The organism is Corallococcus terminator (assembly GCF_049194865.1).
Taxonomy (GTDB): Bacteria; Myxococcota; Myxococcia; order Myxococcales; family Myxococcaceae; genus Myxococcus; species Myxococcus terminator_A.
In genome coordinates this window covers 20,328-38,713 of record NZ_JBLZWL010000111.1, presented here as the reverse complement: position 1 = coordinate 38,713, position 18,386 = coordinate 20,328, and the positions used below count along the sequence as shown (strand labels likewise).

Annotated in this window: 15 protein-coding genes; 8 read left to right on the top strand and 7 right to left on the bottom strand. The window is 70.3% G+C overall.

Annotated features, from left to right (window positions below):
• Positions 1–43: 43 nt before the first annotated feature.
• From ACN469_RS34240 to ACN469_RS34215, 6 genes are all read right to left on the bottom strand, one after another.
• Positions 44–1,312, bottom strand: coding sequence for a DUF7305 domain-containing protein (locus ACN469_RS34240; protein WP_498774944.1), 1,269 nt, complete (start codon positions 1,310–1,312; stop codon positions 44–46).
• Entirely contained in the window at positions 1,309–2,193 is an 885-nt protein-coding gene (locus ACN469_RS34235; protein WP_498774942.1) for a tetratricopeptide repeat protein, read from the bottom strand. The genes ACN469_RS34240 and ACN469_RS34235 overlap by 4 nt, the downstream gene beginning before the upstream one ends.
• The gene (locus tag ACN469_RS34230; protein ID WP_498774960.1) at positions 2,190–2,786 is read right to left on the bottom strand and encodes an RNA polymerase sigma factor; all 597 of its coding nucleotides are present in this window, start codon (positions 2,784–2,786) and stop codon (positions 2,190–2,192) included. The genes ACN469_RS34235 and ACN469_RS34230 overlap by 4 nt, the downstream gene beginning before the upstream one ends.
• A gap of 44 nt (positions 2,787–2,830) precedes the next feature.
• Entirely contained in the window at positions 2,831–3,934 is a 1,104-nt protein-coding gene (locus ACN469_RS34225; RefSeq protein ID WP_498774940.1) for a hypothetical protein, read from the bottom strand.
• A 168-nt stretch (positions 3,935–4,102) separates the two neighbouring features.
• On the bottom strand, positions 4,103–5,362 hold the full coding sequence (locus ACN469_RS34220; protein ID WP_498774938.1) for a dipeptidase: 1,260 nt from the start codon (positions 5,360–5,362) through the stop codon (positions 4,103–4,105).
• A 65-nt stretch (positions 5,363–5,427) separates the two neighbouring features.
• A complete protein-coding gene (locus tag ACN469_RS34215) occupies positions 5,428–6,324 on the bottom strand; it encodes an MBL fold metallo-hydrolase (RefSeq protein WP_498774936.1) in 897 nt (298 codons plus the stop codon).
• 392 nt (positions 6,325–6,716) lie between these two features.
• Here ACN469_RS34215 and ACN469_RS34210 point away from each other — a divergent pair, with 392 nt between their 5' ends.
• The 8 genes from ACN469_RS34210 to ACN469_RS34175 all read left to right on the top strand — a co-directional run bounded on the left by ACN469_RS34210 (position 6,717) and on the right by ACN469_RS34175 (position 16,291).
• Positions 6,717–6,965 (top strand): hypothetical protein, encoded by a 249-nt coding sequence (locus ACN469_RS34210; protein WP_253998453.1) that lies wholly within the window; start codon positions 6,717–6,719, stop codon positions 6,963–6,965.
• Complete coding sequence (locus ACN469_RS34205; RefSeq protein ID WP_498774934.1) at positions 6,962–7,315, top strand: ComEA family DNA-binding protein; 354 nt, start codon at positions 6,962–6,964, stop codon at positions 7,313–7,315. The genes ACN469_RS34210 and ACN469_RS34205 overlap by 4 nt, the downstream gene beginning before the upstream one ends.
• 159 nt (positions 7,316–7,474) lie before the next feature.
• Entirely contained in the window at positions 7,475–9,190 is a 1,716-nt protein-coding gene (locus ACN469_RS34200) for a dipeptidase (protein WP_498774932.1), read from the top strand.
• A gap of 307 nt (positions 9,191–9,497) precedes the next feature.
• On the top strand, positions 9,498–10,043 hold the full coding sequence (locus ACN469_RS34195) for a MarR family winged helix-turn-helix transcriptional regulator (RefSeq protein WP_498774930.1): 546 nt from the start codon (positions 9,498–9,500) through the stop codon (positions 10,041–10,043).
• A gap of 464 nt (positions 10,044–10,507) precedes the next feature.
• Complete coding sequence (locus ACN469_RS34190; RefSeq protein ID WP_498774928.1) at positions 10,508–13,660, top strand: DUF4175 family protein; 3,153 nt, start codon at positions 10,508–10,510, stop codon at positions 13,658–13,660.
• An 11-nt stretch (positions 13,661–13,671) separates the two neighbouring features.
• On the top strand, positions 13,672–15,435 hold the full coding sequence (locus ACN469_RS34185; RefSeq protein WP_498774926.1) for a peptidase MA family metallohydrolase: 1,764 nt from the start codon (positions 13,672–13,674) through the stop codon (positions 15,433–15,435).
• Positions 15,436–15,523: 88 nt separating this feature from the next.
• Positions 15,524–15,961: a DUF1622 domain-containing protein gene (locus ACN469_RS34180; protein WP_498774924.1), complete on the top strand. Its 438-nt coding sequence runs from the start codon at positions 15,524–15,526 to the stop codon at positions 15,959–15,961.
• Positions 15,962–16,012: 51 nt separating this feature from the next.
• Positions 16,013–16,291, top strand: coding sequence for a hypothetical protein (locus ACN469_RS34175; RefSeq protein ID WP_498774922.1), 279 nt, complete (start codon positions 16,013–16,015; stop codon positions 16,289–16,291).
• 50 nt (positions 16,292–16,341) lie between these two features.
• On the opposite strand, the gene ACN469_RS34170 is transcribed toward ACN469_RS34175, so the two are convergent.
• The gene (locus ACN469_RS34170) at positions 16,342–18,375 is read right to left on the bottom strand and encodes a S9 family peptidase (protein ID WP_498774920.1); all 2,034 of its coding nucleotides are present in this window, start codon (positions 18,373–18,375) and stop codon (positions 16,342–16,344) included.
• Positions 18,376–18,386: the final 11 nt, after the last annotated feature.

Genomic DNA, 18,386 nt, shown 5'->3' with positions numbered 1-18,386 from the left:
TCGCTAAGCTGTGCACGCCCCTCTCATCTGTCCAGCCCGCGCCTCACTTCTCCAGGCCGCAGGCGCTTCCCAGCGCGAGCACGTCCGCGTCGTAGTGCAGCCCCAGGGCGCCAGAGGACTCGATGTGGCGCACGAAGAGCGAGCCATACACCTCCGCGTTACCACTCAGCGTCATCGTGGCGGCGGGTGCGTAGAAGTTTCCCGCAATCACACTGCCCGCGGAGATGCCCAGCGTCCCGGTGCCCGCGGAGTAGACGCGAACCCGGGCCGGCGCGTCGACGGAGCCCAGGAGCAGCTGCCCCGCCACCGTCACGTCGCCGCCGATGAACAGGTCCAGCTCTCCGGGCGGCACCACATCCACCGAGAGCCGCTCGCCGATGACGACGTCGCCGCGCACGAACAGCGCGGTGCGCTCGCGTACGACGAGGTTGAGCCGCCCCTGTCCCTCGATGCCCGTCAGGAAGAAGCGCCCGCACGGCAGCTCCAGCGTGCGCTCTCCGTTGAAGCCCGCCAGCGACGTGGCCTCCAGGCCGATGGCCTCGTTGTGGTTGCGCTCGGCGTGATTGGCGATGAGGCCGCGGATGTCCACGCGCGAGGCGTCATCACACGCGCACGGTGCCACCGAGTCCACCGGCTCGCGCAGCACCTCCAAGGCCGTCACCGTGCCGGACATGTTGCGCTCGGCGGGCACGGCCAGCTTGCCCTCCACCGTCAGCGACGCCAGGCCCACGTCACCGCGCACCCACGCATTCCCCGTCACCTGGGCGGACACATTGCCCGTGAGCGGACCGCCGCTGTACAGGCCACCGCCCACCGACAGGCCGCGTCCCAGGGAGATTCCATCCGCGCCGCCCGCGCTCAGCCCGCCGCCGACCTTCAGCGTGTCGTTCGCCGCGACGCCACCATTCGTCGCCACCGAGCCGCCCTGCCCTCCCGGCACGTACTTGCCCATGGAGCTCCGGAACGCGTCCGTGGTGAGCGCCGCGCTGAACGCGAGCCTGTCGCACGAGCACAGCGCGAACCGGAAGGCCCGCTCCGCCAGGTGACCGCTGCACACCTTCGCGCCCGTGACGCTGTCGCCCACGAGCAGCAGAGGACCCGTGGAGGTACAGAAGGCCGCCTGGTCATCGGGAGTCTCGTCCTCTCCCGTCGTCCCGCCGTCCGACGAGGCCACCGGGCCCGCGTCGTTGGGAGGCGTGTTGATGAAGGCCACCGGGTCCCTCACCGTGCACGCGGCCCCCGCCACGAGCCAGCCCACGAGGACGAAGCTGCCCGGAGAACGCTTCCACCGCGATGCGAAGGCGCGAGTCATCGCTCTGAAATCTCCCTCAGTCGGGTCCGAGCCGCCACCCCATGGGGCGAATCGGGATGGCGCGCGAGGAAGGACTCCAGCGCTCGCGCCTCGCCGTCCCTGTCGCCCAGGGCGCGCAAGGCCTCCGTGACGCCGTGGCTCGCCTCTTCCTCCAAGACGCCCCCCGGCCAACCCCGCTGGGCCTCCTGATACTGACGCAGCGCGCCTCGCGCATCACCCAGGTGCTCCAGCCGCAGCGAACCCGAGGCCACGCGTGCGACATACGCGGACATGCCCCGTGGGTCGGTCCGGATGACCCGCAGATAGAGCGCCTCCGCGGCCTTCCACTGCCCCGTGGCGCGGTGCTCATTGGCTCGGCGCAACAGGTCCTCCGGCGCGGGTGCACCGGGAAGTGTCTGCTCCACCCGGGGCTTCGCGGACGGAGGCGCGACGGCGACCTTGGGCTCGGTCAACGCCGCGTCGACCTCCGGCACCCCGGGCTCGGTACCATCCGGAACAGCTCGCTCGCCACCGACACCGGCCACCCCGGGCGAGGCCCGCTCCACGCCGACCTCCGGTGCTCCGGGCTCCGCGCGCGCGGGCTCGACCACGGAGGGGAGCGCGACAGACGGCTCGACGGGGGCCACCGGCTCGCTGCGTCGGGACAGGTGCCAGGTGGCGACGGCCGCGGCGCCCACCACGAGCAGCGCCCCTCCCATCAACCACTCGCGCCGACGACGAGGACGCGGAGGCGACACAGGCGCATCCAGGGCGGCGAGCACCGCGGCCTGCACCAGCGCCGCGGACTTCTGCCGGGACAGCCGACGCGCGGGCCCCGGGTCCTCGTCCAGCGACACGAGCATCCCCGGCGGCAGCCCTTCATCATCCAGAGGCCGGCTCATTCCGCGCCTCCATCCGGAACGGTGCCGTCATCCGTCGCCAGCGCGCGGAGCGCCGTGCGCCCCAGCCGCAACCGACTGCGAATCGTCTCGAAGGGAATTCCCAGCTCGTCCGATACCTCTGAAACACTCATGCCGAGCACATGGTGCAACACCATCGCATGTCGCTGCTCGTCGGGGATACGGTCCAGCAGCATCACCATGCGACGGCGGTGCACATACTCGTCGGGAGGCGCGTCCTCGGACGGCACCGCCATCAACTCCGCGGAGTCATCGCCGCGCCGCGCCTCGTTGCCCCGAGCGCGCTTCAGCCAGGCGAACGTCGTCCGCGCCACCACCCGGTCCACCCAGGACTGGAACTGCCCCTCGCCTCGATAGGTGGAGAGCCCCCGCAACAGCGCGATGAGCGACTCCTGCGCGATGTCCTCCACGTCCCCGTCTCCATGCACCAGATAGCGGACGAGGTTGCGCACCCGCGGCAACAGCTCCAGCAGCAAGGACTCAGCGGCCTCCTTGCGTCCCTGGATGGCCGCCTGGATGCGGGGGTCCGCTCCAGGGCGTGCCCTGCCGACAACTTCCCGTCCCGTGCTCGTCATCGACCCCATGGAGGGAGGTCGAGTCGAAAACGGGTCATCTCCACTCACGGCAGCAACACCAGCGCCAGCGCGAACCGGGGTCGCACCGCCCAGCCCTCATTGCGCGGCACGAAGACTCCGTCCTCGGAGTAGCCAAGCCGGGGCCGGCCCAGGACCGCATCGGCGGCGACGGTGGCCTCCATGGCGACCAGCTGGGAGAAGCGCCAGCGCAGCGAGGTGTCGGGGCCAGCCAGCAGGGCGGGGATGAAGCGGGGCGTTGCGGCTTCGATGCCCCGGAAGTACGACTCCGTGCTGCGGCCGAAGATGAGCAGGCCCAGGCCCGCGCCCACGCCCCAGCGCAGGCCCCCCACTTCGATGAGCGGGGTGTCCAACCACAGGCCCCCGGCGTACTGCTCCAGCTTCACGTCCGTGCGGCCATCCGGGAGCTTCTTCTCCAGTCCCGCGAGGACCTGGAAGCGGATGCGCAGCGTGCGGAACTCCCAGCCGGACGCGAGCAGCAGGCCCTGATGGCCGGACCGCTCATACCCATCCAGCGTCATCACCCCGCCCACCATCACCTGCCAGCGCAGCGGCACCGATTCGAGGGCGGCCGGTGGCATGGGCCAGAGCTCCGGCGGCATCGGCGTGGGCTCGCGCTCCGTCTCGGGGGTAGCGGGCGCGGGCAGCGGGGCGGCGACCTCGACGACGTCTCCCAGGGGCGTGCCGGCCTCCACCGCGCGCAGGGCGGAGCGCACGACGAGCGCCACGGCCTCGGCGCCCGCGGACCACTCGAGCGCGCCGGGCTGTCCTTCCAGCCGCGCGACGCGCACGAAGAGGTGGCGACTGCCGGGCTCGGCGAAGTGGACGCGCAGCTCGGAGCCGGAGCGCTGGAACCAGAGGACGGCGCGGGCCTGCTGGGCATCCGCCAGCTCGACGACGGAGCGCCACTGCGCCTGGGGCGTGCCTTCCAGGGACGGGCCCGGCATGGCGCGCAGCTCGATAGGCAGGTCGCTGCTCTGGCCTCGGACGCGCTCGAGCAGGGCGCCATCCTCCTCCGAGGACACGCGCGCCACGGCGAGCCACGAGCCGCCGTCCGCCGCGCGTGCCTCCACGCCCAGGCACAGGGCGGCGACGAGCCCCAGCCGAATCAACGCGACGCCCGATGCCATGGCGGGGAGGCTAGCGTCTCGTGCGTGCGCGCGGGAAGCCCCGGGGCAAACGAGCCTCACCCCACCGACACGGGGTGGCAGGCGCACCGGAAAAGACGCGCTGCGCCTGCAATCCCCCGGCGGACGGGCGGCATGGGCTCGGACTCCAGGCTGCCCTCGCGAGCGGCTTCAGCGCCTGGCGCTCGGGGTGGCGCGCAGCTCGCGGCTGACGCGCTCGGCGTCGCGGAAGACGCGCAGCAGGTTGCCGCCCAGAATCTTGTGGAGCTGCTCGCGGGTGTAGCCCCGGGCCACCAGCGCCTCCGTGATTCGCGGCAGGTCCGCCACCGAGTCGAGTCCCTGGGGCGAGGAGTTGATGCCGTCGAAGTCCGAGCCCAGGCCCACGTGGTCCACGCCCGCCACCTTGGCGATGTGGTCGATGTGGTTGATGACGGCCTCCAACGGCGGGCGTGGCACCTTCGCGGCCCACTCCCAGCTCGCCTCGGAGTTCGCGAGGTAGCGCGTGACGGGGTCGGAGTTCTTGTGCTTCGCCTCCACCGCGTCCTGGGCGACCTTCCGCTCGGCGGCCATGGCGGCGTACGCCTTGCGGTAGGTGTCGTCGACGAAGGCGGAGAAGAAGTTCACCATGACGACGCCGCCGTTGGCCGCGACGGCCTTGAGCATCTCGTCGCTCATGTTGCGCGGATGGTCCGTGAGCGCGCGGGCGGACGAGTGCGACGCGATGACAGGCGCGCGCGTCACCTTCACCGTGTCGAAGAACGTCTTGTCCGACACGTGGGAGATGTCCACGAGCATGCCCAGCCGGTTCATCTCGCGCACGACGTCGCGGCCGAAGTCGGTGAGGCCGTCATGGTGCTTCACCGACGCGTCCTGGATATCACCTGACGAGTCCGCCCACTCGTTGGTGTTGGACCAGGTGAGCGTCATGTAGCGCACGCCCAGCCGGTAGAAGTCGCGCAGCACGCCCAGGTCGTTCTGGATGGAGTGGCCACCCTCGATGCCCATGAGCGTGGCGAGCTTCTTCTGCTTGCCGGCGCGCGCGGCGACGATGTCCTTCGAGGACAGGGCCAGCACCATCTGGTCCGGGTGCTTCTCCACTGCGCTGAGCACCGAGTCGATGATGCGCAGCGTCTGGTGGGTGTACTGGCCAGCGAACTCCTTGGGCTCCACCCAGATGGAGAAGAAGGCCGCGCCCAGGTTGCCGGCGCGGGCGCGGGTCAGGTCCAGGTGGCCCTGGCCATTGGGCGGCTGGGAGCCCAGGTCGAAGCCCTCGTTGAGCATGCGCAGGGGCGTGTCCACGTGCGTGTCGATGATGAGCGCCGACTCGTGGATGGCGCGGGCCTTCGCGGAGATGGGCGGCGACGCGGCGGGGGCGGCGGCGAGCGAAGGCGCGCCCAGGAGGAGCAGGGCAGCGAGGACGGAGCGGTTCACGCGGGCACCTCGAAACGACGGGACGCGGGGACTCTCCCACGGAGCCCGCGCGGGATGAAGGGACGTCAGGGACGCTTGCCCTGCCCCACCACGCCCAGGCCCGTGTAGACGGTCTCCAGCCACTTCTCCGTCTTGACGTGGCCCTCACCGAAGCCGCGGTACTGCTCCGGCAGGCCCTCGGCCTTCACCTGCTCAAGCGTCTTGCCCGCGACCTTCTTGCTTCGCACCAGCGCCGTCGTCTCGCGGAGCATGGCGACGAAGCGCTCCAGCTCCTCGCGTCCCGCGAGCGCGCCATGGCCCGGGATGATGCGCACGCCGGGAGGCAGGCTCGCGAGCACGCCCTCCACGTTGCGCACGTAGCCCTCCACGCTGCCGCCCGCCTCCAGGTCGATGACGGGGAAGCGGTCCGTGAAGAAGTGGTCGCCCAGGTGCAGCACGTTGCTGCCCACGAAGAGCACCGTGCTGTCGCCGTCCGTGTGGCCCGAGGGCAGGTGCGTCATCCGCACCTCCTCTCCGTTGAACCAGAGGCTGAGGCCTTGCTGGAAGGTGAGGACGGGGCGCGCGTGCTCCGGCGCGGGAGGCAACGTCTCGCCCCGGCGGACCCTCGGCTTCGACATCCGCGCGCGCACGGCCTCGTGCGCCACCAGCGTCGCCTCGCGCCCGAGCACCGCGTTGCCTCCGGTGTGGTCGCTGTGCACGTGCGTGTTGAGGACGTAGACGAGCTTCTGCTTGCTCAACGTCTTCAGCGCCGCGCGGACCTTGTCGATGAGCGGGGCGAAGTCGTCGTCCACGAGGAGCACGCCGTCGGGCCCCACCGAGACGGCCATGTTGCCACCGGCGCCCTGGAGCAGTTGCACGTTGCCGGCGACGGGCGTGGCACGCACCTCCACCTGGGAGAAGTCCCGGTCCTGTGCGAGCACGAGACAAGGGAGCAGGACCAGCACGGCGGCGACGGCCTTCATGCGACCTCCAGACGACGGGGGATGCGTCGGCGGGCGTCTTAGCAAACCGGCCGCCCGTTCATTCCCGACGGCGTCACTTCTCCCACGCGCCACGGCGTCCCACGGCACCGACCCACGACCTCTCGCGGGCCACCCTCCCCTCGCGCGGGCGCCTCATGCGCTTCGAGCCCTCGCGGGGGAGCTCACGGGTCTCGCGCGGTGAGAAGCCACTGGAGCCTCGCCGCCCGTCCTCACAGTGGGACACCTCACGAGCGCGTGCACGGTGGTGACGACGCGCCTCCGAGGGAGACGGCCCTGGCACGGCGACTGCTCAAGCAGGTGGCGACCTCAGGCGGTCGAGCCGGCGAGGCGGTCGCGCCGTGGTGGCGCGGTGTGGAGTGTGGAGGCGGAAGATGCTGATGGCGGGGAAGCGACTGGCGGTGTTCTCCATTCGCGAGGGCAAGGGCGGGAGCATCTGGGTGCGGGCGGGCAGCGCGTTCGTGAACAAGGACGGCTCGTTGAACGTGTTGCTGGATGTGCTGCCGCTGGACGGCAAGCTGCACGTGCGTGAGGCGGCGGAGAAGCGGGACACGCCGGGAGTCAGTGGGCGGTACGCGCCCGAGGTGGGGCTGGACGCGGCGCCCGTGGGGGGCCACTCGTGAGGGCCGCGTGGGGTCTGCTGGCGCTGGTGCTCCTGGTGGGGAAGCCCGGCGTGGCGGACGCGGCGCGGCTGCGCACCCAGTACTCGGGCGTGGTGAACCTCAACGAGGCGACGGCCGCGGAGCTGGACTTGCTGCCCGGCGTGGGTGACGCGGCGGCGCAGCGCATCATCCAGCACCGGGGCAAGCGCCCCTTCCAGCGGGTGGAGGAGCTGGTGCGGGTGAAGGGCTTCGGGCGCAAGAAGTTCCTCAAGCTCAAGGCCCACCTGACACTCAGCGGCCCCACCACCTTGAAGGTGGAGCAGGTGGCCCCGCCTCCCGACGGAAAGGAGGTGGTCGCCACGAGCAACTGACACGACGCATCCACTCAGGGGGAGTGGGGTCGCCGCCCGGGCTTGCCTCGTGGCCCGGGCGGCGGCCCTGTCGAGTCCCGGCGTCGCGCCAGGGGAGCGGCCAGGCACCACGCAAGTGAGGTTTGTATCTGGAACCCGGCTGGTAGAGCATCCGCCGCCATGAACCGACGACTGCCCCGACTGCTCACCGCGCTGCCCGTCTCGGCCGCGCTGGTTGCTCCGCCCGTGCTCGCGTGTACCAGCATGCTGGTCAACAAGGGTGCCACGGCGGACGGCGCCACCCTGATGACGTACGCCGCGGACGCGCACGAGCTGTACGGCGAGCTGTACTACACGCCCGCGCGCCGCCACGCCGCGGGTGCGCAGCGCGACATCATCGAGTGGGACACCGGCAAGCACCTGGGGCGCATCCCCGAGGCGCCGGTGACGTACTCCGTCGTCGGCAACATGAACGAGCACCAGCTCTCCATCGGCGAGTCCACCTTCTCCGGCCGCAAGGAGTTGGAGGGGCCCGCGGGCATCGTCGACTACGGCTCGCTCATCTACATCGCGCTGGAGCGCTCCAAGACGGCCCGCGAGGCCATCTCGGTGATGACGAAGCTGGTGGCCGAGCACGGCTACGCGTCCACCGGTGAGTCCTTCTCCATCGCCGACCCGAAGGAGGCGTGGCTGCTGGAGCTGATTGGCAAGGGCACCGGCCAGAAGGGCGCGGTGTGGGTGGCCCGCAAGCTGCCCGAGGGGCACATCACCGCTCACGCCAACCAGGCGCGCATCGAGCAGTTCCCGCTGAACGACTCGGACAACGTGCTGTACTCTCCGGACGTCATCTCCTTCGCCCGCGAGAAGGGCTGGTTCAAGGGCGCGGACAAGGACTTCAGCTTCGCGGAGACGTACAACCCGCTCGACTTCGGCGGGCAGCGCTTCTCCGAGGCGCGGGTGTGGAGCATCTTCCGCCGCGCGGCGCCGTCGAAGAACTTCGGTCCGGAGTTCGCGGATGGCTCCGCGCCGGCCAAGCGGCTGCCCCTGTGGGTCAAGCCCGACAAGAAGCTGTCCGTGCAGGACGTCATGGCGCTGATGCGCGACCACTTCGACAACACGCCGCTCGACATGACCAAGGACGTGGGCGCGGGGCCCTACGCGGCGCCGTACCGCTGGCGGCCGATGACGTGGGAGGTGGACGGCAAGAAGTACGTCCACGAGCGCGCCATCTCCACGCAGCAGACGGGCTTCTCCTTCGTCGCGCAGATGCGCGGCTCCATGCCGGCCCCCATCGGTGGCGTGCTCTGGTTCGGCGTGGATGACACGTCGATGACCGTCTATACGCCGATGTACGCGGGCATCCGGCAGGTGCCGAAGAACTTCGCCCAGGGCGTGGCCAGCCGCGGGGCGTTCTCCTGGGACTCGTCCTTCTGGGTGTTCAACTGGGTGTCCAACCAGGCCTATGCGCGCTGGAGCGACATGTCCGTGGACGTGCACAAGGAGCAGGGCGCGCTGGAGGGTCAGTTCCTCGCGGACCAGGCCGACATCGAGAAGACGGCGCTGGAGCACTACAAGCGCAGCCCGGAAGAGGCGCGGCAGTACCTCACCACCTACTCGGTGCAGCAGGGCGAGAAGGTCCACGCGCGCTGGCGGAAGCTCGGCGAGACGCTGCTGGTGAAGTACATCGACGGCAACGTCCGCGACGAGCAGGGCAAGGTGAACCACCCCAAGTACCCGGAGAGCTGGTACCGGCGCATCGCCCAGGAGCGCGGCAAGACGGTGGAGATGCCGCCCGAGCCCCAGGAGCTCAAGACAGTCCCGGCCCCCGCCCCCGGCCCCGGCCCGAAGGCACTTCCGCCGCCCGCGCCGAAGCCCACCGTGGCGCCCGCACCCTGAAGCCCTCGCCCCCTCCCTGGCCCTCAATCCAGGGAGGACCTCCGGGGCCCCGCCACCGAGCGGGCTCACGCAGGCGGGGCGCCCCCCGCCTCCCACCCCACGGGGTGGAGGGACGGGCGCCCCCCTTCCAGGTCATGGGCAGCACGGGTTCGGAAGGCAGACCTGGCGGAAGGTGAAAGCCTCCCCACGTCTTCTGGTGACTGATACACAACGAAGTTTACAGCGGGGGGGACCGCGAAGAGATACACCCCCCGCGACTCAAAGACTTGCGGCGACAGGGAGGCGGCAGGTGAGGGAAGATGAAGTCATGAAGGACACGGCCAGTGGGGAGCCGGAACCCCAAGAAGGTGAGCGGCTCAAGGGCCCGCCGCTCGGCGAAGTGCTAGAGTTCATGCGCCTGTTGTGGGCCGTGGACCACGGGCTCCAGTCCACCTCGAAGCGGATGGAGTCGACGCTGGGCCTCACCGGTCCGCAGCGGCTCGTCATCCGCCTGGTGGGACGCTTCCCCGGCATCACCGCCGGCACGCTCGCCCAGATTCTCCATGTGCACCCCAGCACCCTGACGGGCGTGCTCAAGCGGCTGGAGAAGCGCGGCCTCTTGGAGCGCAAGTCAGACCCGCTGGATGGGCGCAAGGCGCTGTTCGCCCTCACCGAGTCGGGGCGCTCGCTCGACATCCCCTCCGAGGGCACCGTCGAGTCCGCCGTGCAGCGCGTCCTCTCCCGGATGTCGCGCAACCGCATCCTCTGCACGCAGGACGTGCTCACCGCGCTCGCCCAGGAGCTGGGTGGCGTGCCGCATCCAGAAGAGGACCTGGCCGCCGACTCGGCCGCGAAGAAGCCGGACTTTCGCTGAAGAAGGTTTGTCACGGCCCGCCCCTCTCCTGGCGGGCCCCAGCCTGGCAGGTCGCTGACCCGACGAGCGTCGACCCGGTGCCGCCTCCGCGCAGGCCCTCGACGCTCCCTTCCACCCCTCCCAGCGCACCGACACCTGGTGGGGCACTTTCCCGCGCGGCCACGCCGCTCAGGGCTCCACCCAGGTCGGCCCGCGTCCGGCGCCCCGGCCCCACGGGCGGCTCCCTCGGCCAGTCCCTGAGTCATGACGGGCACTTGGCGGGGCGGGACGGGACGAATGGCGCCCTCCGCCGCGTTGCCTCCCGGACCCTCCGGCGCCTGTGTCCTTCCGGCGTCGGACAGCCCCACCCATCCTGAGTGAAATCCGAGGGCCCAAGCACCTCGCGGCCCGTCGGACGTTGCTAGAGAATCGGGAAATAGGCACCTCCGCCGGGAGTTGCCTCGCCACTGAGCGGACAGGACAGCGTGAACCTCGACACCCCGCAGAGCCCAGGCCCCGAGCTACCGCCCCCGCCGCCTCCGCCACCGGCCTCTCCCACGCGGGTGGGCAGGTCCTCGCGAGGCCGGGGCGTGGAAGCCCTGCTCTCCGCCGTGCGCACCCGGCAGCGCCGGTACCTGTGGCTCCAGGGAATCGCCCTGGGTTTCATGGCGGCCTGCCTCCTGTGGGTGGGCGGCGGCCTGCTGGGACTCGTGGCCCCGCGCATCGGCGGCTCGCTGCTCGGGATGGCCGTGCCGGTGGGCGCCGCGGTCGCGTGCGTCTTCGGCCTGTGGCTCGCGCGGCGACGGGTGGGCGACGACTTGCTCACCGCGCGCCTGGTGGGCCAGCGCCGGCCGGAGCTGTCGCTGGACGTGCTGGCGGCGGTGGAGCTGCGGCGCGAGCAGGGCGGGCAGGGCGAGCACGTCAACGGCTCGCCGGAGCTGGCGGACGCCTTCCTCGAGCAGATGGACACGCGGGTGCGCACCGTGGACGTGCGCTCCATCGTCGACGGCCGCCCCGTGCAGCGCAGCGCCCTGGCCGCGTGTGGCGTGCTGCTGGTGCTCGCGCTGGTGTTGGGGCTGTTCGGTGAGCAGTGGGGCGCGGGCGTGAAGCGCATCCTCGAGGTGGCTCGCGCTCCGGAGGCCCAGACGCAGGTCGAGCCCATCACCGGCGACATCGAGCTGACGTACCGCTACCCCGCGTACACCGGCCTGTCCCAGCGCACCGTGCCCGGCACCGATGGCGCGGTGAGCGCTCCGGCCGGCACCGAGATTGTCCTCAAGACGCGCTCGGACCGCCCCGTGGAGCGCGCGGAGCTGGTCATCAACAACGAGTCGGTGCCGCTCAAAGTCACGGGCAACCGCGATTTGGAAGGCACCTTCATCGCGAAGCAGACCGGCCACTACCGCTTCGTGTTCTACGCCCGGCGCGAGAAGCCGCTCGCGGTGGGCCCCGACATCCCCCTCACCGTGGAGGCGGACAAGGCGCCCCAGGTGACGCTGATGACGCCCGCCGCGGAGCTGGAGGTCGACCCCGGCCAGAAGGTGACGCTCAAGTACGAGGCCACCGACGACTACGGCCTGTCCGGCCTGTCGCTCGTCTTCCGCACGCCCGGCGCGCAGAAGGACACGCGCGTGCCCCTGCGCCGCGAGGATGGCCGACGCAGCCGCGACACGTACGCGTGGGACCTGGGGTCGCTCAAGGTGGACCCCGGCGACAGGATTACGTACTTCGTGGAGGCGCAGGACAACGACGCGGTGGAGGGCCCCAAGAAGGGCGTCAGCCGCACCCAGGTGCTGCGCATCTACTCCGCCGCCGAGCACCACCGCGCCGCGCTGGAGAAGGCCGAGCAGCTCTGGGGCCGCATGGTGGACCACCTGGCGGACCGGCTGGAGGGCCCGGACCGCGAGAAGCAGAAGGACGCCCAGGCCATCGCCGCCGCCGGGTCCGTGGACACCAGCGGCCAGCAGCTCATCACCGACATGCGCACGCTGGCGCAGACGCTGTCGCGTGAGCGCGACGTGCCCACCGAGCTGGTCTCCGCCCTCGCCAACATCTCCGAGTCGCTGGGCAGCCACATCAACGGCACCGCGGACTTCCGCCGCCTCTACCTGCGCACCCAACGCGCCCGGGGCGAGGACTGGGGCACCGGCAACCGCCTGTCCGGCGTGGTGACGGAGGAGATCGCGGAGCTGGAGAAGGACATCCTCTACCTGGAGGCGCTGCTCGACAGGCAGAAGCTGGAGGCGCTCCAGGAGATGGGCAAGCAGCTGGCCGGTGAGCGGCGCGAGCTGTCGCGTTTGATTGAGCAGTTCAAGGCCAACCCGGACGAGTCCGCGCGCCAGGCGGTGATGGAGCAGATTCAGCAGCTCAAGGCGCGCATCCAGGAGCTGATGAAGCGCATGGCGGAGATGCGCAAGGGCATCCGCGACGAGCACCTCAACGCCGAGGCCCTGTCCGAGATGATGAAGGACCAGGACATGCAGAGCGCCCTGGACGACGTGGAGAAGCTGATGCGCGAGGGCAAGACGGACGAGGCGCTCGCGAAGCTCCAGGAGCTGGGCATGCAGATGGACGAGATGCTCAAGGGCCTGGACGAAGCCAACGAGGAGTTCGGCGGCGAGCAGTACCCGGAGCTCGCGGAGAAGTTCGGCAAGTTCATGGAGGACTTGAAGGGCACCGTGGACGAGCAGCAGCGCGTGGCCGAGCAGACGCGCCAGCTGAGAGACCAGGCCCGCGCGCAGAACAAGGAGCGCCTCTCCGAGCGCGGCGAGTCCATCAAGGGCGAGCTGATGCGCAAGGTGCAGCAGGCCCAGCAGAGCTACGACAAGCTCAACCCGGAGCACCTCAACAGCCGCGCCGCGCGCCCCCTGGAAGAAGCCCAGTCGGAGCTGCGCAACGTGGAGAACGCGCTGAAGGTGAACGACTTCGACCTGGCCGCGGAGGCCGCAGCGCGCGCGGAGGACGCGGCCCGGCAGCTGGCCGGCATGGGTGAGCAGCAGAAGCAGCTCGACGAGATGTTCGGCAATCCGCCCGAGGTGCGGCAGCAGTCCTCGGAGCTGGCCCAGCGCCTGGACCGCGACGCGCGCAACGTGCAGGACGTGAACAAGCAGCTCCAGTCGCTCTTCCCTCCCCCCGGCTCGCAGCTCTCGCAGCAGGAGAAGCAGCAGCTCCAGCAGCTCTCCCAGCAGCAGCAGCAGCTGGAGCAGCGCACGCAGGACCTGCGCCAGCAGATGGAGGAGATGGAGCAGACGGCGCCGCTGTTCGGCGAGGAGGCCTCGCAGCAGATGGAGGGCGTGGGCCAGCGCATGGGCGAGGCCGCGCAGCGGATGCAGGGCAAGGACCCGGGCCGGGGCTACGGCGAGCAGCAGGCCGCGCTGGAGGGCCTGCGCCAGTTCCAGCAGCAGATGCAGCAGGGCCAGAAGGGCCAGAAGGGCGGGCTGCCGCTGCCCGGCGGCATGAGCGGGCGCAAGCAGGGCAACTCCGGGAGAGACCCGAAGGACAAGGTGGAGCTGCCCGACGAGGACGCGTTCCAGGCGCCCAAGGAGTTCCGCAAGGACCTGCTGGACGCGATGAAGCAGGGCGCGCCGGAGAAGTACCGCGAGCAGGTGAAGCGCTACTACGAGGAGCTGGTGAAGTGAGAGACCGCCGGATGAATCGCTGGGTGGCCCTCGCGCTGGCCCTGGGACTGGGCGTGGCCTCGCCCGCCGCCGTCGCGCGGCAGCAGGAGTCTTCCTCCCTCAAGGACGAGGTGAAGACGCGCCTGGGCCAGGTGGAGCAGGGCCTGGATGACTGGGACGTGCCCGGCGCCAAACGCGAGCTGACCGCGGTGGAGCAGCTCATCCCCTCGGACGTGGAGCCCTTGAAGTACTACCAGGGCCGCGTGGCCTTCGAGGAGGGCCGCTACGACGACGCGGTGGGGCTGCTCGAAGGCGCCAACATCGAGGACAAGCCGGGCAGCTACCTGCGGCTGGCCAAGGACACGCGCGACATCGTCAAGAGCCACGAGCGCGCGGAGAGCGAGCACTTCATCTTCTTCTACCCGAAGGGCAAGGAAGCGGTGCTGGTGCCCTACGCGCTGGAGACGCTGGAGGCCATCCACCGCGCCATGGCGGAGGACCTGGGCTGGACGCCGCCGGGCGGGAAGATTCGCGTCGAGGTGGTGAACAACGCGCGCGAGCTGTCGAAGGTGAGCACGCTCACCGAGAAGCAGATTCGCACCACCGGCACCATCGCCATCTGCAAGTTCAACAAGCTGATGGTGACCAGCCCCAAGGCCGTGGCGCAGGGCTACGACTGGCAGGACACGCTGGCGCACGAGTACATCCACCTGGTCGTCAGTCAGATGAGCCGCAACACGGTGCCCATCTGGCTGCACGAGGGCATGGCCAAGTTCCTGGAGTCGCGCTGGCGCGGCAAGGCGGGCCTGGCGATGACGCCCTCCACGCAGGCGCTCCTGGGCAAGCGCGTGAAGGCGGACACGCTCATCCCGTTCGAGAAGATGCATCCGTCCATCGCGCTGTTGCCCACGGCGGAGGACGCGGCCACCGCGTTCGCGGAGGTGTTCTACGCCATCGACTACGTGCACCAGACGAAGGGCGCGGCGGGGCTGCGCGCCGTGGTGCGCGAGCTGAAGGCCGGACAGACGGACAAGAAGGCGGTGGAGGTGGCCACGGGCATGCCCTTCGCCCTGTTCGAGAAGACGTGGCTTTCGCACATCAAGAAGCAGCCCTTCCCCTCGGAGCTGGTGCCGCGCGACGACCGCGTCGTGTTGAAGGAGGACGCCAAGAACAAGGGGAAGGAGGACGGCGAGAAGAAGGGCCGTGAAATCTCCTTCGGCGACTTCAACGAGGTGGCGGAGGTGCCCGCGCGCAAGTTCGCGCACCTGGGAGAGCTCCTGCGCGAGCGCAACCGCGTGAAGGCCGCCGCCGAGGAGTACGCCAAGGCGCACAAGCTGGTGGGCGACAAGTACGAGTCCGTCTCCAACAAGTACGCGCTGGCGCTCCTGGAGCTGAAGCGGCTGGACGAGGCGGAGTCCGTGCTGCGCGGCAGCCTGCGCGTGCACCCGGGCTCGCCCGCCACCAACGTGCACCTGGGCCGCATCCTCCTGCACCGCAAGGACTACCCGAAGTCGAAGACAGCCTACCTGGAGGCGCTCGCCTCGGACCCGTTCGACCCTGAAATCCACGTGGCGCTGACGCGCATCCATGGCGCGCTCGGCGAGACGGCGCTGGCGACGCGCGCCAAGACGGCGACGGCGGTGCTCACCGGCCTGGAGCCCGCCGAGGTCGACAAGCTGGCGCAGCAGTTCCTGCGGGAAGAGGGCGGGCTGTCGGAGACCAATGTCCCCGCGACGGGGGGTGCGCCGAGCAAGCCCGCCACGCCCGCGCCAGGGCCGACGGACGCGGGGCGCTGAGGCCCGACTGCGAGCCGCCAGCCGAGGCCCTGCCCGCCACTGAAGCCCGGCGCCCTCCGTGTCCAGGTTCAGCCGGGGAGGCGTCGTCATGGACATCCGGCCGCTCGTCTCGGTGTCCGCCCGGCTGATGGAAGGCGCGGGCGTCAGTGCCATGGTGCTGGGCGCCCTGCTCGCGCTCGTCATGCTGCTGTTCCGGCGCCGGGCGCTGACGGCCAGTGAAGCCTACCGCCACTTCCGACTGAACCTGGGCCGCGCCATCCTGCTCGGCCTGGAGTTCCTCGTCGCCGCCGACATCCTGCGCACCGTGAGCGACGAGCCCACCCTGCGCGATGTCCTGGTGCTGGGCCTCATCGTCCTCGTCCGGACCTTCCTCAGCTTCACCCTGACGGTGGAGCTCGAGGGCCGCTGGCCATGGCAGCCCGAGCGAGAACACCGCGCGCCCTCTCCACCCCGCCCGCCCCCACCCCCTGTGCGCCCCGCCCGGGTGGTTCGCTCACGGCCCACGGGACAGGCAGCTCGACATTGAGCGTGAAGGGCTATTTCCCGAAGCGGACCGGGTGCGCTAGGACACCGCCCCATGTCCATCCGAAACATCACAGTGACGACCCTCCTGGCGCTCAGCGCGGTGCTCACCGGCTGCTCCAGCAACGCCGACACCATCTGTGACCATCGCAAGGAGTGCTTCGACTCCAACCTCGACACGGGGAAGTGCGCGGACACCATCAACGACTGGGTGGATGACCGCGACACCGAGGACCGGAAGGACGCCGTGGCGGAGTGTTCCGACTGCGCCGCCGACAAGAGCTGCTCCGAGTACCTGGAGCACTGCATCGACGAGTGTTTCGTCATTCCCTGAGCTGCCTCCGGGGCCCGCTCGCGTGAAGCGGGCCCCGGGGTGTCATCCGGCTAGTTGCGCGTCCACTGGTCCAGCCAGGCCAGCACCTCGTCGTGCCACTGGATGCTGTTGGCGGGGCGCAGGACCCAGTGGTTCTCCTCCGGGAAGTAGAGCAGCTTGGAGGGGATGCCCTTGCGCTGGAGCGCGGTGAAGGTGCCCAGGCCCTGCGTCTCCACGACGCGGTAGTCCTGGCCGCCGTGCACCACCATCATCGGCGTCTTCCACTTCGCCACATGGTTGATGGGGCTGTGCTTGCCGTAGCCCTCCGGGTTCTCCCAAGGCGTGCCCTTGTGCTCCCACTCCGGGAACCACAGCTCCTCGGTGTCGAAGTAGCCCATGCGCTCGTCGAGGATGCCGTCGTGGTTGACGAGGCACTTGAAGCCGTCCGGCCAGTTGCCCGCAATCCAGTTGATCATGTACCCGCCGTAGCTCGCCCCCAGCGCGCACTTCTTCTCCTTGGAGATGAAGGGGTAGCGCTGCAGCGCGGTGGCCAGGCCCTTCTGCAAGTCCTCCAGCGGCTTGCCGCCCCAGTCGTCGCGGATGGAGTCGGTGAACGCCTGCCCGTAGCCGGTGGAGCCGTGGAAGTCGACCATGACGGCCACGTAGCCGCGGCCCGCGTAGACCTGGGGGTTCCACCGGTAATGGAAGTGATTGCCGAAGGAGCCCTGCGGTCCGCCGTGGATGAGGAAGGCGAGTGGGTACTGGCGCTTCGGGTCGAAGTCGACGGGCTTCACCACGTAGGCGCGCACCGTCTCGTTGTTCCAGCCGGGGAACTCGAACTGCTCGAAGCCGCCGAAGCGGATGCGTGAGAGCGCTTCCTGGTTCACCTGGGTGATTTGCTTGGAGGTGCCGTCCGCGCTCAGGACATGCAGGTCCGCGGGCGAGTCCAGGTCGTCATGCACGTAGACCAGGCTGCCGTTGGCGGCGGGCTGAGGCGAGTCGTCGGTGCCGTCCTTGGTGAGCTGACGCGCCTGGCCGCTGGCGACATCCAGCGCGAACAGGGGCGCCTGGCCGATGTGGCCGGCGGACGCGTACAGCGTCTTGCTGTCCGGGCTCCACGCGAGCGAGCCGGCGGAGCGGTCCCAGTCCTCGGCGAGCACGCGCTCGGGGCCATTTGGCCACGTGCGCAGGATGACGCGGTAGCGGTCCGCCTCGTAGCCCGGGCGGGCCATGGCGAGGTACGCGAGCGTCTTGCCGTCGGGGCTGAAGAGGGGGCTGGTGTCCGTCGCGCGGTTCTTGTCGGTGAGCTTGCGCGGCTTGGCCTTGCCGTCGACGGGAGCCACGAAGAGGTCCAGGTCGGTGGACCAGGACTCGGTGCGGCCCACGTCGCGCGCGGTGAAGACGACGCTCTTGCCGTCGGGGGTGAAGGTGTACTCCTCCGGGCCGCCGAAGGGCTTGGAGGGGCCGTCCGCGTCCATGCCCTTCATCACGTCCACGGGCGTGCCGCCGGCCACGGGGACGACGAACACGTGCGAGCGACGGCCGTCCTTCCACGTGTCCCAGTGACGGGCGAAGAGCTTGTCGTAGGTGCGGCCGGTGGCCTTGCGCTTGGTGCGCTCGGTCTCACGCTGGGTGGTGCACTCCAGGCCGGAGGTGCAGTCGGGGAACACGTCCATGGACACGGCGAGCCGCGTGCCGTCGGGGGACAGGCGGAAGCCGCCCACGTCCAGGGGGAGCTTGGTCACCGGGAGGGGCTCGCCGCCGTCGACGGGCAGGCGCCACACCTGCGAGGAGCCGCCGCGCGAGGAGAGGAAGAAGAGGCTCTTGCCGTCCGGGGCCCAGGTGGGGTCGGAGTCCGAGTCGGGATGGGAGGTGAGCTGGCGCGAGCCGCTCCCGTCGATGTTGACGAGCCACAAGTCATTGCGGCCCCGGTTGGCCTCCAGGTCGGTGGTGCGCAGGACGTAGGCGACCTGTTTGCCGTCCGGGGAGACGCGCGGGCTGCTCAGCCGGCGCATCGAAATCATGTCGTGGTGGGTGAACGGCTGGGGCCGGGCGGGCGCCGGAGAGGCGGCGATGGCCAGGGCCGCGACAAGCGACAGCGACAAGGTGTCCTCCT

What these genes read in the sequence shown, in the direction of transcription:
- ACN469_RS34225 (WP_498774940.1), bottom strand. Translation starts at nt 3,934, where the DNA reads ATGGCATCGGGCGTCGCGTTGATTCGGCTGGGGCTCGTCGCCGCCCTG.
- ACN469_RS34200 (WP_498774932.1), top strand. Translation starts at nt 7,475, where the DNA reads ATGAACCGACGACTGCCCCGACTGCTCACCGCGCTGCCCGTCTCGGCC.
- ACN469_RS34185 (WP_498774926.1), top strand. Translation starts at nt 13,672, where the DNA reads ATGAATCGCTGGGTGGCCCTCGCGCTGGCCCTGGGACTGGGCGTGGCC.
- ACN469_RS34230 (WP_498774960.1), bottom strand. Translation starts at nt 2,786, where the DNA reads ATGACGAGCACGGGACGGGAAGTTGTCGGCAGGGCACGCCCTGGAGCG.
- ACN469_RS34180 (WP_498774924.1), top strand. Translation starts at nt 15,524, where the DNA reads ATGGACATCCGGCCGCTCGTCTCGGTGTCCGCCCGGCTGATGGAAGGC.
- ACN469_RS34175 (WP_498774922.1), top strand. Translation starts at nt 16,013, where the DNA reads ATGTCCATCCGAAACATCACAGTGACGACCCTCCTGGCGCTCAGCGCG.
- ACN469_RS34235 (WP_498774942.1), bottom strand. Translation starts at nt 2,193, where the DNA reads ATGAGCCGGCCTCTGGATGATGAAGGGCTGCCGCCGGGGATGCTCGTG.
- ACN469_RS34195 (WP_498774930.1), top strand. Translation starts at nt 9,498, where the DNA reads ATGAAGGACACGGCCAGTGGGGAGCCGGAACCCCAAGAAGGTGAGCGG.
- ACN469_RS34210 (WP_253998453.1), top strand. Translation starts at nt 6,717, where the DNA reads ATGCTGATGGCGGGGAAGCGACTGGCGGTGTTCTCCATTCGCGAGGGC.
- ACN469_RS34215 (WP_498774936.1), bottom strand. Translation starts at nt 6,324, where the DNA reads ATGAAGGCCGTCGCCGCCGTGCTGGTCCTGCTCCCTTGTCTCGTGCTC.
- ACN469_RS34240 (WP_498774944.1), bottom strand. Translation starts at nt 1,312, where the DNA reads ATGACTCGCGCCTTCGCATCGCGGTGGAAGCGTTCTCCGGGCAGCTTC.